The organism is Streptomyces sp. NPDC107654, from assembly GCF_055639035.1.
Map to the genome: position 1 here is coordinate 361,389 of NZ_JBVKBI010000007.1, position 14,115 is coordinate 375,503.

Consider the following 14,115-nt stretch of genomic DNA (forward strand, 5'->3'; position numbering starts at 1 on the left):
CCTGGCGGGCGGCCGCTGGTGCTCGGAGCAGGGAGACGATGCAGGTGGCGGAGTACCACACGGCACCCGAGGTGGCGAAGGATCTCGGCGCCTTCCTGGAACGGCGCCGTGAGCAGATCGCCCAGCGGTGGGCGGACGCCGCCCTGTTCCGTACGGTCTTCACCGTCTCCCGCGACGAGGCGGTCGAAGCGTGCAAGGCGGTGGTGGACGCCCTGGCCGAGGTGGCCCGCACCGGGCGGCTGGAGAACGTCGAGGCTCCGGGCTTCCGCACCGTCAGGGAGCAGCTCGGCCGGATGGCGGCCTCCCGGGCCCAGGCGGGATCCGACCCCTCCCGGATCGCCGGCGAGGTCGCCGGTCTGCGCGAGCCGGTCGCCGCCCTGCTGCGGGCCGAGTCCGAGGACCCCGCCGACGCGCACGCGCACGCGTGCACGCTCGCGCTGACGGTTCTGATGGGCACGCTCCGTCTCGTGGTCATGGAGACCACTGTCAGCGCCGGCGAGGAACTGATAGCGCGGCAGCGCCAGCAGCTGCTGGAGGTGGCCACCCCGGTCATCAAGGTGTGGGAGGGCATCGTCGCCGTACCGCTGATCGGCACCCTGGACAGCGCCCGCAGCCAGGTCGTGATGGAGAGCCTGCTGGAGGCGATCGTGGACCAGCGGGCCCGGTACGCCATCCTCGACATCACCGGCGTACCGACCGTCGACTCGCTCGTGGCCCAGCACCTCATGAAGACGGTCGCCGCCGCCCGTCTGATGGGCGCGGAGTGCGTCGTCTCCGGTATCCGTCCCGCCATCGCGCAGACCATCGTCCACCTCGGCATCGACCTCGGGTCGATCATCACGCGGGCCGGTCTCGCCGACGCCCTGGCGTACGCGCTCACCCAGCAGGGCATCGTCGTCTCCCCACGTCCGGCCGCGGGAGCGGGCCCGCGGTGACGGGCCCCTCCGCCACCCGTGCGGGACCCGTGCCGGTGCCGGTGCCGGTGCTGGCGCTGGGAGACGTCCTGCTGGTCACCCTGCAGGGAGAACCGCACGACGGGGCGGCCGAGCAGCTTCAGCGCGACATCGCCCGGCGCATCGCGTCCAGCCCGGCGCCGGTCGGCGGAGTCGTGATCGACATCTCCGGTGTGGAGATCGTCGACTCCTTCCTCGGCCGCGTCCTGGTCGAGACCGCCGCGCACGCACGCCTGCTGGCCACCCGCACGGTTCTGGCCGGCATGCGTCCCGCAGTGGCCGTCACCCTGGTCGAGCTGGGTCTCACCCTGCCCGGCCTGGAAACGGCCCTGGATGTCGAGCGAGCACTGTTCCTGCTGGGCCACGGTCCTCCGGCGATTCCATCCGCTCACCCGGAAGAGGGTGCGTGATGCATGCTGCCCCACTCGTCCCCACCACCCGTCTGCCCATCGGCTCGGACGCGGATCTGTCCCGGGTGCGCCAGATGGTGCGCCAGGCCGCTGCCGACCTCGGATTCCGACTGGTGCAGCAGACGAAACTGGTGACCGCCGCCAGCGAACTGGCCCGCAACACCCTCGTGCACGGAGGCGGCGGCCACATGGAGATGACGCTCCTCGGCGACGGCGCCCGTCGCGGGCTGCGCCTGTCCTTCGTCGACGCCGGCCCCGGCATCCGTGACGTGGACCTGGCGATGACCGACGGCTACACCTCCGGGGGCGGCCTCGGGCTGGGCCTGAGCGGAGCCAGACGGCTCGTCCAGGAATTCGCCCTCGACACCACCCCCGGCCGGGGCACCACCGTCACCCTCACCGACTGGGCCTCCGGTCTGCCCTCACCCCGCGCGGGTGCGCCGTGAGCGGGGTCCGCGACATCCCGGCCCGCGAGAGCACCGGGGCGCGGGACGCCGGCAGCGCCGTACGTCCCCCGTGCGACGACACCTGTGCGGCCGCTGCGGCCGCTGCGGCCCTCGGCCCACGGGACGGGTGCCCATGACGGCGAACCCGGAGGTCTGGAAGATCGGGTCGGCGGCCGACGCGGCCCGGGCCCGTGCGGCCGTCGCCGGCGTCGCCGCCGACGGAGGGGCGCCGGCCCTGGAACGGGCCCGCTTCCTGACGGCGCTCACGGCACGGCTGCGCCGCTGCCTCAGCGAGGGCGGCGTGTGGGAACTGCTGCTCCGGGTCCGGCAGGCCACCACCGAGCACGACGCCCGGCTCGCCGTGTGGCTGCGGTCGGCCGCGTCCTCGTCCGCGCCGGTCCCGGACGACGAGCCCGCCCTCGTCTGCCCCTTGCGCCACCGGCCCGCCCAGGGCGGCCCGCCCGTCGATCCGCCGCTGCCCGAGGCCCTGCTGCGCGCCGACGAGGACACCGCGGCCGTCCTGCGTCTCCTGGACGAGCAGGAGCGCCTCGTCCGGCTGCACCGGGAGGAACTGCACCACACCAACCAGGGCGTCCTGGCCCTGCACTCCGATCTGGAGGCCGCGGCACTGGTCCAGCGCGACCTGCTGGACGCCGAGCGGACCGCACGCGCCGAGGCCGAGCGGGCCCGGCGCCTGCTGACCTTCCTCGGCGACGCCAGCGCCGCCATCACGGCATCCCTCAGCCCGCCGGCCATCCTGCGCCGCCTGACCGACCTCCTGGTGCCGGAGTACGCGGAGCATCTCGACGTATGGCTCTTCGACGAGGAGAGCGAGGAGCGGGACGAGCGCGAGGAGCGGGAAGAGCGCGAGGAGCGGGACGAGCGGGAGGAGTGGGACGAGCGGGACGAGCGCGAGGCCCGCGTGGACGGCGAAGCCCGAGAGGTGAGCGAAGCCCGAGAGGACGGCGAAGGGCGCGAGGGAAGCGAAGGCCGCGAGGACGGCGAAGGAGGCCGGTGCCGCGAAGGACGCGACGACGGTCGGGTTCGCGAGCACCACGACGAGAACGCGGCCGCACACCCCCGCGGGGTGCGCCCGCGCTCCGCGGCCGCGGTGGTCGCCGCCCGCACCGGCCGCCCCCAGCACTCCGCCGCCCACCCCGGCGCGCTGCCCGGTGTGGACGACCTCCCGCCCTCCGTCCTGTCCCCGCGGCGCCCCCTGCTGGCCATCCCCCTGGCCGCCCGCCGTCCGCTGGGCGTCCTCACCCTCACCTCCCCGGGCCCCCGCTTCGACGCGGACACCTCGGTGATGCTGGTCGAACTGGCCCGCCGTGCCGGCATCGCCCTGGACAACGCCCTGCGCTACGAGCAGTACCGCGACACCGCCGAGGCCCTGCAACGCGCCCAGCTGACCGAACTGCCCACCCCCGCCGGGCTGCTGCTGGCCGCGCGCTACCTCCCCGCCACCCGCGGCCTGAACATCGGCGGTGACTGGTACGACGCCTTCCTCCAGCCCGACGGCAGCCTGCTGGCCGTCATAGGGGACGTCACCGGGCACGGCCTGCACGCCGCCGTCGTCATGGGCCAGCTGCGGACCGCCCTGCGCGCCTACGCCGTCGAGAACGACAGCCCCGCGGCGATCCTCACCCGCCTGCACCGCATGCTCCGGCACCTGCAACCCGAGCTGTACGCCACCGCGATGATCGCCCGCTTCCGGCCCGGCGAACCGGAGGTGGTGTGGGCGTCGGCGGGTCACCCGCCCGCCGTGGTGCGCGGAGCCGACGGCACCGTCCGGGTCCTCGACACCAGACCGGGCGTGATGCTGGGCATCCCGGTGCCGTACGTCCACACGGACCACCGGGCCGACCTGCCCGCCGGCTCGTCCCTGGTGCTGTACACCGACGGCCTGGTCGAACGCCGGGCGCAGGGCATCGACCCCGGCATCGAACGCCTCGGCCGGGCGCTGGGCACCCTCGGCACCGCCGAGCTGGAGCAGGACCCGGAGGCCGCGGCCGACGCCCTGCTCAAGCCCCTCCTGCACGACTGCGCGCGCGACGACGACGTCTGCCTGCTGCTGTGCCACACCCTGAAGTCCGCAGCCGGGCCCTGACGTCCGCCGCCGGCGGTAGCGTGGAGCACACAGGGCGAGAGGGTGGATGCCGTGACAGTCTTCGAACCGTTTCCGTCCGCGGAAGCCCAACTGCGCGCCGCCGCGCCGCACGCGCTGGTCGCCACGGCCCGCCGGCTGCTCGGCGAGCGGGCGGGAGCCCAGGAGGTGACCCTCCTCCTCGCCGACTACGGCCTGAACGTCCTGCAACCGGTGTCCCACCTGCCGCACACCAGCACTCCGGTCCCCGCCCACGACGGCCCCGCGGGCAGCGCCTTCCTCACCCAGAAACCCGTGGTGGAAGTCCTCCACGAGCCGGCCGGCCACCTGGTGCACCTGCCCATCACGGTGCGCGGCGACCGCCTGGGAGTCCTCTGCGTACGGCTGCCCGCCGGGGCCACCGACCCGGACACCGTCCTCCGGCTCGGCGACTTCGCCACGGCACTCGGTCACGAGGTGGCCACCGCGAGCCGCGACACCGACCTCTACCTCCAGGCCCGCCGCACCCGCCGGCTCACCCTCGCCGCCGAGATGCAGTGGCAGCTCCTGCCCGGCCGCGGCTGCGCCCGGGAGGAGTTCGTCATCGGGGCCCATCTGGAACCCGCCTACGCCATCGGCGGCGACAACTTCGACTGGTCCACCAGCGCCGACCACCTCGCCCTCACCGTCACCGACGGCATGGGCCAGGGCATCGACGCCTCTCTGCTCACCAGCCTCGCGGTCGGTGCCCTGCGCAACGCCCGCCGGGCCGGCATAGGCCTCGCCGACCAGGCGTGCCTCGCGGATCAGGCCGTGTACGCCCAGTACGGCGGCAAGGTGTACGCCTCCACGCTGCTGCTGCACTTCGACCTGGCCACCGGCACGGTGCACGCGGTCGACGCGGGCTCCCCCCAGCTGTTCCGGCAGCGCGACGGCCACACCGAGCGGATCGATCTGGAAGCGCAGCTACCGCTCGGGATGTTCGAGGAGACCCTCTACGCCGAGCAGACCTTCCAGGTCGAGCCGGGCGACCGGCTCATCGCGGTCAGTACCGGGGTGCACGGGACCCGCTCCACGGCGGGCGATCTCTTCGGTGAACAGGTCCTGCGCCAGATCCTCGGCGCCACCCGTCCCGCACCGCCCCACGAGACGGCGCGCGCGGTCGTCGCCGGACTGATCGAGCACTACGGCAGCAGCGAACTGGTGTCCGACGCGTCCGTGGTCTGCCTCGACTGGCACGGCCGCAGCAGCTGACCCGTTCCGCCCGCCCGCGCCCCGCCCGTCCGCCCGCCCGGCCCCCGGTCAGGCCCGCGGAGCGTCGCCCTGCCGACCGCCACCGCCGCCACCGCCGCCGCGGCTGGTACGACGGGTGCCGCCGGTGCCGCCGGATCCGCCGGTCCCGTCCTGAGCGGCCAGGAACGCCCGCATCCCCCGGCTCAGCGCCTCCCGCTCGGCGGTCTCCATCCCGGCGAGGACCACGGCGAGCGCCTGTGATCGGCGCTCGGCCACTTCACCCAGCACCTGCCGGCCGCGCCCCGTGAGGACCAACTGCACCTCGCGACGCTTGTGCGGGTGCAGCATGCGTTCCAGCAGGCCCGCCGCCTCCAGCCGGTCGCACAGCCGGCTGGCCGTCGGCGGGCCTATCTCCATGCCCTCCGCCAACGCGGTGAGATTGAGCCCCGGTTCGGCCTCCAGGATCCGCAGGGCCCGCAACTGGTGCGGCGACAGTCGCAGACTCGCCCCCTGGGCGGCCACCGACCACAGGGTCGCGAGAGCGTCCACGGCATCGGCGACCTCCCGGGCGACGGACAGAAGATCGTCACCCGGGCCGTTCGGCTGGTCGTCCCCGAAGCCGGTGAGACGAGTCACGAACACATCGCTTTCAGTAATGGCCTGCCCATACGGATACCACCCTCATACACACGCGGTACCCGAGGAGCCGCCGGGCAAGCGCGCCGGCCGAGGGGCAAGGGCAAGCGCACTGCCCGCCGGGCGAGCCCCGCGTCCGCCCACGGCTCACGGAAAGACGATACGCACGCGGATCACCGGGCCGTGGCCGGAAAGAGATCCACAGTCCGCTCCGATCGCCTCCCCAGGGGACAGAACGGATCGCTGCCAGTAGGCTTCGTTCATTGCCCTATGGCAATGAGGAGCTCCGAGAAGCTCGGCCGAGGCGTTGGAGGGGAAGCAGGGACGGATGCTCCCAACACAGCATGGGCTCGTCGGCGTACGGGTCACCCCTGGTTCCACCACGGTGGCGGGCGCTTCCTGGGCCTGGCAGGAGCCTTCGGTGCTCCTGGTCGAGGACGACGACGCGGACGCCCTCCTCGTGGAGGAACTGGTCGCCGACTGCTCCCCGGGCATGCGGCTGACCTGGGTGCGGTCCCTGGCCGAGGCGAGCGCCGTACTCGTGGCGGAGGCGCCGGACTGCGTCCTGCTGGATCTGCACCTGCCCGACTCCCACGGGCTGGAGGGCGTGGCCCGGGTACGGCAGTTCGCGGACGTCGCGGTCGTGGTGCTGACCGGGCTGGCCGAGGAGAGCACCGGCCTGGCCGCCGTCGCCGCCGGCGCACAGGACTACCTGGTCAAGGGACGCGTCGAAGCGGAGCTGTTCGGCCGGGCCGTCCGGTACGCCATCCAGCGCAAGCTGGCGGAACAGGCGGCCGCGGCCTTGCAGGCGGGCCAGTTGCGTGCCGAGGAGAACCGCCGGCTGGAGCGCGGACTGCTGCCCACGCCGCTGCTCCGCGAGGCGACGGGCCTCGAGGTGGTCGCCCGCTATCTGCCGGGCCGCGAACAGGCCTTGCTCGGCGGCGACTTCTACGACGTCGTACAGACGCCGGACGGCTGCGTGCACGTGCTGATCGGCGACGTCTCGGGCCACGGCCCCGACGAGGCGGCGCTCGGTGTGGGACTGCGCATCGCCTGGCGCACCCTCGTGGTCAGCGGTGCCACCGGTGCCCGGCAGCTGAGCACGCTGGAGGAGATCCTCGTGGCCGAACGCACCAGTGAGCAGATCTTCGCCACACTGACCAGCCTGGAACTGCTGCCGGACGGCCGCTCGGCACGGGTGATGCGCGCCGGCCACCCCGGGATGCTGTTGCGCGCCGGCGAGAGCGTGGACTGGGTCGAGGTGCCGGGGGGACCGGCGCTCGGGGTGCTGCCGAGCGGTACGGCCCACTGGCCGGTGGTCGACCTCGCCCTGCCGGACGGCGCGGGAGTCGTCCTCTTCACCGACGGTCTGTTCGAGGGACGGACCGGGCCCGGACGCGAACGGCTCGGCGAGCAGGGCCTGCGGGATCTGGCCCGCTCGGTGGCGACCCTGCCGGCGGAGGCGTTCGTGGACGAACTGATCGGCCGTGCCGAGGCACTGGCCGAGGACTACGGCGGTCTCGCCGACGACGTGGCCGTGCTGCACCTGCGGTGGCACCGGCAGCCCGAGTGAACAAGGAACCCTGACGGTGACAACGTCCCCCGCATCGCCCAGCCCCCGTCGGCGCAGCCGCATCACCGTGCAGGGCTGGTTCCACCTGGTGCTCGCTGTGATGATCGCCCTCGTGGTGACCGGCTCGGTGGTGGGCGCGGAGCTGCTGGCGCGGACCGCGCGCGTCTCCGACCAGTTGATCGAGGACATCCAGCCGGCCCGCTCCGAGGCACTCCGCCTGCAGAACGCCCTGCTGAACCAGGAGACGGGCGCCCGCGGCTACGTCCTCGCCGCGGACCGGCAGTTCCTCACGCCGTACACCGAGGGACGTCAGGCCGAGAAGGACTCCGCCGTCCGGCTGCGGCGCCGCATCGGTGACCGGCCGGTCCTGCGCCGGGACCTGGACACCATCGAGCGCGCGGCGGCCGACTGGCGCCGCACGTACGCCGATCCCCTGATCGCGGGGGTCTCCCCGGGCGCTCCACGGCCGGCCGGCAAGTCCACCACCGAACGCGGCAAGGCGGCCTTCGACCACATCCGCGCCCTGTTCGGCACCCAGAACAGGCACCTGGTCGAGGCCAGGGACCACAGCCGGAGCGAGCTGTCCCACATCCGCACCGTACGGAACTGGGTGCTGGCCGGCATGGTCGCCGCCTTCCTGATCACCGCCGTGATCCTGGCGGTGCTGGTGCACACCCTGGTCGCCCGGCCCCTCACCGGCCTGCGCACCGCGTCGCGCCGGGTGGCCCAGGGCGAGTTCCAGCGCCACATCCCCGCGGAGGGGCCGGCCGACATCCGGGCCATGTCCAACGACGTCGAAGCCATGCGCCGACGCCTGGTGACGGAACTCGACGCCTCCCGCGTCCAGCACGAGCACCTCGCCCGGCAGGCAGCCGACCTGGACGCCCAGGCGGTGGAGCTGCGCCGGTCCAACGCCGAGCTGGAGCAGTTCGCCTACGTCGCCTCGCACGACCTGCAGGAGCCGCTGCGCAAGGTCGCCTCCTTCTGCCAGCTGCTGGAGAAGCGGTACGGCGACAAGCTCGACGAACGCGGCACGCAGTACATCGCCTTCGCCGTGGACGGCGCCAAGCGGATGCAGACCCTCATCAACGACCTGCTCACCTTCTCCCGGGTCGGCCGGGTCAACGACGCCCATGTCCCCGTCTCCCTGGGGCAGACCCTGGACAAGGCGGTGGCCAACCTCACCGCGGCGGCCGAGGAGGCCGGTGCCGTCATCCAGCGCCCCGCCGACCTGCCCGAGATCACCGGTGACCCGATGCTGCTGGTCATGCTCTGGCAGAACCTGGTCGGCAACGCCATCAAGTTCCGCCACCTCGACCGGACCCCCCACATCGAGATCACCTGCGAGCGGGACTCCGAAACCGCGACCGAAGCCGGCACCGAAGGCGGCGCCGGCGCCGGCGGCGACACATGGCGGCTGAGCGTGACGGACAACGGGATCGGCATCCCGGAGGAGTTCGCCGAGAAGGTCTTCGTCATCTTCCAGCGCCTGCACGGCCGGGACGCCTACAGCGGTACGGGCATCGGCCTGGCCGTCTGCAAGAAGATCGTGGAGTTCCACGGCGGCCGCATCTGGATCGACCCCACCCACACGGGCGGCACCCGCTTCTGCTTCACCCTGCCCACCACCCCGGCCGGCGTCCCCGCCTCACCCGAGGGAGCGGCCCCCGCCCACACCACCCCGGAAGGACAACCCGCATGACCACGCCCGGCGCCCAGCCCATCGAGGTCCTCCTCGTCGAAGACGACCCCGGCGACGAGCTGATGACCCGGGAGGCGTTCGAGGACAACAAGATCGGCAACACCCTGCACGTCGTACGCGACGGCGAGGAGGCCCTCGACTTCCTCTACCGCCGGGGCGCCCACACCCAGGCGCCGACCCCCGACCTGATCCTCCTGGACCTCAACCTGCCCAAGTACGACGGCCGACAGGTCCTGGAGCGCATCAAGTCCGACCCGGACCTCGCCCACATCCCCGTCGTCGTCCTGACGACGTCCTCCGCCGAGGAGGACATCCTGCGCAGCTACAAGCTGCACGCCAACGCCTACGTCACCAAGCCCGTCGACCTGGACCAGTTCATCGCCGCGGTCCGCCAGATCGACGAGTTCTTCGTGACGGTCGTACGCCTGCCCCGTCCGTACCCCATGCAGAGGTGACGCGGGTCAGCCGGTGACGAGCATCCCCGAGCGCAGCCGCGTCAGGGTGCGCGAGATGAGCCGCGAGACGTGCATCTGCGAGACGCCCGGCTCCTCGCCGATCTCCGCCTGAGTCCGCTCCTCGACGAACCTCAGGTGCAGGATCCGCCGTTCGCGCTCGTCCGGACCGGCGACGAGCGGGGCGAGGCTGTGGAAGTCCTCCACGAGTTCGAGAGCGGCGTCCTCCTCGCCTATGAACGCGGAGAGGGCCGCCTCGGCGTCGTCGGTGTCACCGGTGATCGCGGCGTCGAGGGAAGCGGAGTGGTAGCCGTTCGCCGCGATCCGGACCTCCACGACCTGTTCCTCGGTGAGGTTCATCAGCGCGGCCGGCTCGGAGACCCGCGGCGCACGCCCCAGCCGGCTGCGCAGCTCCTCGCTCGCCTTGGCGAATTTGGCACGCGCCTCCCGCAGCCGCCGCGGCACGTGCACGGACCAGGACGTGTCCCGGAAGAACCGCCTGATCTCGCCGACGACGTACGGCACCGCGAAGCTGGTGAACTGCACCTCGCGGGAGACCTCGAACCGGTCGATCGCCTTGAGCAGACCGATCGTGCCGACCTGGACGACGTCCTCCATGTCCTCATCGCTGTCGCGGAACCGCCGAGCGGCGAAGCGCACCAACGACATGTTCATCTCGATGAGGGTGTTGCGCGCGTACTGGTACTCGTGCGTCCCGTCCTCCAGCACGGCGAGCCGGTCCAGGAACGTCCTGGTCAGCTCGCGGGCTCCTGGGGTACGACCTCCTGCGGATCCGCGATCCCGGGGAGTGCCGGGAGTTCCGTACCGGAAGCCGTACCGGAACCGGTCGTCGTAGCGACGAGCACCGTCGTCATCCCAGGCCCTCCCTGCCGTCGGCACCCGCTTTCGCGAGCAGGTCGTCATTCCGCGCCCACCCGGTCGACGGGACGTCATGTGCCCGACAAAGAGCCCCCCACCACGTGGGCACCCGACGGGCCGGGAACCCGTCCGCGCCCAAGCGCTCAGCCGGCTCCTGCCCCGGCTCCCGCACCGAATCGGGCTCCGGCTCCCGATCCGGAACCGGTTCCGGAACCGGACCTGGCCGCCGATTCGCCGGCGGCGCGGCGGTACTCGGCGTTGATGCGCTGCGCTTCCTCGAGCTGGTCCTCAAGGATGACGATGCGGCACGCGGCCTCGATCGGGGTTCCCTTGTCGACGAGTTCGCGGGCGCGAGCGGCGATCCGCAGCTGATAGCGGGAGTACCGGCGGTGTCCCCCTTCCGAGCGGAGCGGGGTGATCAGGCGGGCCTCCCCGATGGCCCGGAGGAAGGCGGGGGTGGTGCCGAGCATCTCGGCCGCCCGGCCCATCGTGTACGCGGGGTAGTCGTCGTCGTCAAGACGATCGTTCAGAGGGTTGTCCGATGTCATGTCACCTCGCTGTGCAACGCGTCGAGGGGCCCTGATGCCGTACGGCACCAGGGCCCCGAAGGAAATTCAACACCATCTGTCGGCGGCTACCGCCATGCCGACCTTCTGTGTCCGCCAGCCGGCCCGACAGGGCGCGGAGCGGGGGATCGCAGCTGCGTGACCGGGGACCACCATCCAATCCGGGGTCTTGCGGTACCCGGGCCGAGCTTCTCGGACCGGGCGATCCTGATGGCGTCTGCTCCTCCGTTCCTCTCGGGTCCACTCGGGACCGACTACCCGTCAGTCACCCGCCCGTCGTCTTCGGCGGGTCTCGTTCGACCGTGTCTACGAGAAGAACCATACCCATGCTGGGAGTGAAAATCTACCCTGACTAAAGCAGTTTTCATTCGTTCGGCGGAGCGGAAACCCTGCCGTCATCAAACGCGCAGGTCACCGCGAGGTCACTTCGCGCGCCGCACCCCGCCGCCCGCGCACACTCCTTCTCGCCCCGCGGGCGGTGCCGGCACGGCCGGGCCGAATAAGCTCTGCTGTCATGTCGAACCCGGATGAGCTGCTCGTCGCCATCTCCGCCGCGGTGGAGTCCGAGCGAAGCAATCAGATGTCGCTGACCGTGGTCGTCGGCGGTGCCGTCATCACCGGCCGACTGGCTCCCGAGGCCGTGTGGCGGGAGCGGGTGGCGGAGGTCCTCAAGGACTCGGACCGTCTCGGCCCGTTCTCGGACGTCTTCGCCCGCAGCCCGCGGGGGAACCGGCCCGGTGGTGACGAGGCACCCACGCATCTGCACTTCCATCTCGCCCGGATCCTGCAGGGCAGCCTCGGAATCCCGGAGTCGGGCGGCATGTACCGAGTCGCGATCAAGGACGTCAGCGCCTGGACCGTGGGCGATCTCAGCTACTTCGACCAGTAGGAGCCGGGAGAAGCCTGTCGCCGCCCCGGCACTCGCGAGGGCGGGCCCCCGCCCGCCCGTACGCGTACGTAGTGGCGAGGCGGCGTTCGATCTCCTCGATCCGGATCCTCCACGTGACGCCGACCGCGGACCGGGTCGGCTTCCGTCCTGCCGGGGAAGCCCCCAGGCGAGGGCCGCGAAAAGCTGCGACCTCGCCAGAACACTGACGGGTCCGGCGGAGTAGGCGCCACCGGCCCGTGTCGTAGAGCCGCTGGGGATCACCCTGCCCGACGGTGACCGGCCGCCTGTTCGCGCGGTCGGCCACCATCAGGAAGGCGTTCACCGCCATCACCGCCGCCGGCGGCGGAGTGCGCTGCCTGTTCGGCCCCGGCGACGGCGGCCCCGAGCAGGTGCGCCGGCGCAACGGCGAGACCACGCGGGAGACGGCGATGGCAGGCGGCCCCCGCTTCCCGGACGGGGAGGCACTCGTGACGACGTGGCCCGGCCCCGACAGGTGAACCCGGACGGCACCCGACGAAGCGGTCGCCCCCATCCGACCAGGCGCCCGACCAGGACAAGCGCAAGTACCTTTCCGCCGACCCCGGTTGAACACTCGATCGACCGGTGTCCCACTCGGAATCCCGCGCGGTGTGCAGGCGTGTCCGCCGGTACGGAGGGCAACCGGTTACCACGGAGAGGTCGCTGAGCGCATCGTCGGTCACGACGGGTGACCGGCGGCAGGGAGGTGGATGACGATGTGGTGGGTCTGGCTGGTCGCCCTCGTCGCGGTGGTGGCATTGCTCGCCGGGGCGACGACCCTCGTCCAGGCGCGACGCCGATCGGGGACGGTGATCGCCGTCAACCGCGGGCGCGCCGGCCGGGGAGGCGGACGGTGAGCACGCTCGTACTCGCCTCCGACCTGTCCGGCCGGGTGGTGGTGACACTCGGCGGGGAGGCGGTGGCACAGATCAAGGACGTCGTCTTCGACGGACCGGCCGGCCGGATCACCGGTTTCACCCTGAGCGGGCGCGGCCTGCTGGCCGGCCCGCTGAAACAGAGCCTTCCCTTCTCCCGCGTGCACGCGGTCGGACCGTCGGCGGTGATGATCGTCAGCCCGGCCCTCTTCGAGGACCGGGACGCGGTCGTCGGACGCGGTGAAGCCGATCGCGGCCGAGTCCTGGGAGCTCCGGTCCTCACCGAAGAGGGCACCGACATAGGCACCGTGGCCGACGTGGTGATCGAGACGGGGACGAGCGGCCAGGTGGTCGGCTTCGAGGTCGCCGCCTACGACAAGCTCGACCGCCGGCACCACAAGGTGTTCGTGCCCCGCGGCCAGTCCCTGGCCGTCTCCGGTGAGGCCCTGGTGGTTCCGGCGCAGGCACAGCGCTTCGTCGCCGACGACCTGCCCAGCTTCGCCGCCCAGGTCGAAGCCTTCCTCACCCACATGCGGCACCGCTGACCCGGCACCGCTCCGCCCGACGAAGGAGGACCCGCGTTGCTCTTCTCCCAGGCCTTCGGCCTACCGGTGATCACAGCCGATGACGCGACCACCGTCGGCAAGGTGGCCGACCTGACCGTCGACGCACGCGACGCCACAGTGGCCGCGGTACGGCTGTCCGGGGCGGCCGACCGTGCCGAGGCACTGGCGTGGAGCGCTGTGGAGGCGGTGGGCCCGGACGCGGTGATAGTCCACTCACGCGTCACGGCCGAGCAGGGGCAGGACCGCGTGCCCGCCCATCACCGACTCCTGGGGAGCCGGGTACTGACCGAGCACGGCGTCGAGCACGGCACGGTCAGGGACGTCGCCTTCGACCCCGCCTCCGGCCGCCTCGTCACGCTGTACACCGCCCTCGGCGAGATCGCCGGCGCACGCCTGATGGGCCTCGGCTCCTACGCCGCGGTGGTGCGCGCCGAACCCATCTGAGCCCGCCAGGCCCCTGTTCTGCCCGAGGTTGACGCCCGCCGGCGGGCTCCGTATCATGCTCAGGTTGCCCGGAGCCGTAACGGCTCGACAGCGCGATTTCATCGCCGCTCAGGCAACAGCAGCAAACCGCTGGCGGGTCTCCCGTGGGACGGATTCGAGCATGTCCGCATGCGCGAATTAGTTCCGTCGGCTCGATTATGAGCAGCCGGAAGAATCCGCTAAGGTTTGAGACGTCGGAACGGCCCAACAGCCGGGAAGACAAACCCCGCCGACCGGGGATCGGACGCCGAAAGGGTCTGATAGAGTCGGAAACGCAAGACCGAAGGGAAGCGCCCGGAGGAAAGCCCGAGAGGGTGAGTACAAAGGAAGCGACCGTTCCTTGAGAACTCA

At 72.1% G+C, this 14,115-nt stretch carries 15 protein-coding genes and 1 pseudogene; 13 read left to right on the top strand and 3 right to left on the bottom strand.

Translation table 11 applies throughout. From position 1 onward, the window contains the following. The first annotated feature begins 38 nt into the window (after window positions 1-38). The 5 genes from ACZ7N4_RS16140 to ACZ7N4_RS16160 all read left to right on the top strand — a co-directional run bounded on the left by ACZ7N4_RS16140 (window position 39) and on the right by ACZ7N4_RS16160 (window position 5,146). Entirely contained in the window at window positions 39-935 is an 897-nt protein-coding gene (locus ACZ7N4_RS16140) for an STAS domain-containing protein (protein WP_471358742.1), read from the top strand. Beyond that, window positions 932-1,363, top strand: coding sequence for an STAS domain-containing protein (locus tag ACZ7N4_RS16145; RefSeq protein ID WP_471358745.1), 432 nt, complete (start codon window positions 932-934; stop codon window positions 1,361-1,363). Before ACZ7N4_RS16140 ends, ACZ7N4_RS16145 begins: the two co-directional genes overlap by 4 nt. Next, window positions 1,363-1,809, top strand: coding sequence for an anti-sigma regulatory factor (locus ACZ7N4_RS16150; RefSeq protein WP_471358747.1), 447 nt, complete (start codon window positions 1,363-1,365; stop codon window positions 1,807-1,809). The genes ACZ7N4_RS16145 and ACZ7N4_RS16150 overlap by 1 nt, the downstream gene beginning before the upstream one ends. Window positions 1,810-1,942: 133 nt before the next feature. After that, window positions 1,943-3,916: a PP2C family protein-serine/threonine phosphatase gene (locus ACZ7N4_RS16155; protein WP_471358750.1), complete on the top strand. Its 1,974-nt coding sequence runs from the start codon at window positions 1,943-1,945 to the stop codon at window positions 3,914-3,916. Between the two features lie 42 nt (window positions 3,917-3,958). Continuing rightward, complete coding sequence (locus ACZ7N4_RS16160; protein ID WP_471358753.1) at window positions 3,959-5,146, top strand: PP2C family protein-serine/threonine phosphatase; 1,188 nt, start codon at window positions 3,959-3,961, stop codon at window positions 5,144-5,146. A 48-nt stretch (window positions 5,147-5,194) separates the two neighbouring features. Here ACZ7N4_RS16160 and ACZ7N4_RS16165 read toward each other — a convergent pair whose 3' ends face one another. After that, entirely contained in the window at window positions 5,195-5,761 is a 567-nt protein-coding gene (locus ACZ7N4_RS16165) for a MarR family winged helix-turn-helix transcriptional regulator (RefSeq protein WP_471358756.1), read from the bottom strand. 328 nt (window positions 5,762-6,089) lie between these two features. Between ACZ7N4_RS16165 and ACZ7N4_RS16170 the strand changes: the two genes are divergently transcribed. The 3 genes from ACZ7N4_RS16170 to ACZ7N4_RS16180 all read left to right on the top strand — a co-directional run bounded on the left by ACZ7N4_RS16170 (window position 6,090) and on the right by ACZ7N4_RS16180 (window position 9,491). Further along, a complete protein-coding gene (locus ACZ7N4_RS16170) occupies window positions 6,090-7,334 on the top strand; it encodes a PP2C family protein-serine/threonine phosphatase (protein WP_471358759.1) in 1,245 nt (414 codons plus the stop codon). A gap of 100 nt (window positions 7,335-7,434) precedes the next feature. After that, window positions 7,435-9,036: a sensor histidine kinase gene (locus ACZ7N4_RS16175; RefSeq protein ID WP_471358826.1), complete on the top strand. Its 1,602-nt coding sequence runs from the start codon at window positions 7,435-7,437 to the stop codon at window positions 9,034-9,036. After that, entirely contained in the window at window positions 9,033-9,491 is a 459-nt protein-coding gene (locus ACZ7N4_RS16180) for a response regulator (RefSeq protein WP_471358762.1), read from the top strand. The genes ACZ7N4_RS16175 and ACZ7N4_RS16180 overlap by 4 nt, the downstream gene beginning before the upstream one ends. 6 nt (window positions 9,492-9,497) lie before the next feature. Here ACZ7N4_RS16180 and ACZ7N4_RS16185 read toward each other — a convergent pair. Next, window positions 9,498-10,363 (bottom strand): annotated as a pseudogene (locus ACZ7N4_RS16185) (SigB/SigF/SigG family RNA polymerase sigma factor). A gap of 147 nt (window positions 10,364-10,510) precedes the next feature. Then, window positions 10,511-10,915 carry a MerR family transcriptional regulator gene (locus ACZ7N4_RS16190; protein WP_471358763.1) on the bottom strand — a complete coding sequence of 135 codons (405 nt, stop codon included), beginning with the start codon at window positions 10,913-10,915 and terminating at the stop codon, window positions 10,511-10,513. Between the two features lie 532 nt (window positions 10,916-11,447). Between ACZ7N4_RS16190 and ACZ7N4_RS16195 the strand changes: the two genes are divergently transcribed. The 5 genes from ACZ7N4_RS16195 to ACZ7N4_RS16215 all read left to right on the top strand — a co-directional run bounded on the left by ACZ7N4_RS16195 (window position 11,448) and on the right by ACZ7N4_RS16215 (window position 13,725). Then, on the top strand, window positions 11,448-11,822 hold the full coding sequence (locus tag ACZ7N4_RS16195) for a hypothetical protein (RefSeq protein ID WP_471358765.1): 375 nt from the start codon (window positions 11,448-11,450) through the stop codon (window positions 11,820-11,822). Between the two features lie 272 nt (window positions 11,823-12,094). Continuing rightward, window positions 12,095-12,319: a hypothetical protein gene (locus tag ACZ7N4_RS16200; RefSeq protein ID WP_471358767.1), complete on the top strand. Its 225-nt coding sequence runs from the start codon at window positions 12,095-12,097 to the stop codon at window positions 12,317-12,319. A 231-nt stretch (window positions 12,320-12,550) separates the two neighbouring features. Further along, window positions 12,551-12,697 carry a hypothetical protein gene (locus tag ACZ7N4_RS16205; protein ID WP_471358769.1) on the top strand — a complete coding sequence of 49 codons (147 nt, stop codon included), beginning with the start codon at window positions 12,551-12,553 and terminating at the stop codon, window positions 12,695-12,697. Next, entirely contained in the window at window positions 12,694-13,260 is a 567-nt protein-coding gene (locus ACZ7N4_RS16210) for a PRC-barrel domain-containing protein (RefSeq protein ID WP_471358771.1), read from the top strand. Before ACZ7N4_RS16205 ends, ACZ7N4_RS16210 begins: the two co-directional genes overlap by 4 nt. A 36-nt stretch (window positions 13,261-13,296) precedes the next feature. After that, window positions 13,297-13,725, top strand: a complete 429-nt coding sequence (locus ACZ7N4_RS16215; protein ID WP_471358773.1) for a PRC-barrel domain-containing protein — start codon at window positions 13,297-13,299, stop codon at window positions 13,723-13,725. Window positions 13,726-14,115 lie beyond the last annotated feature (390 nt).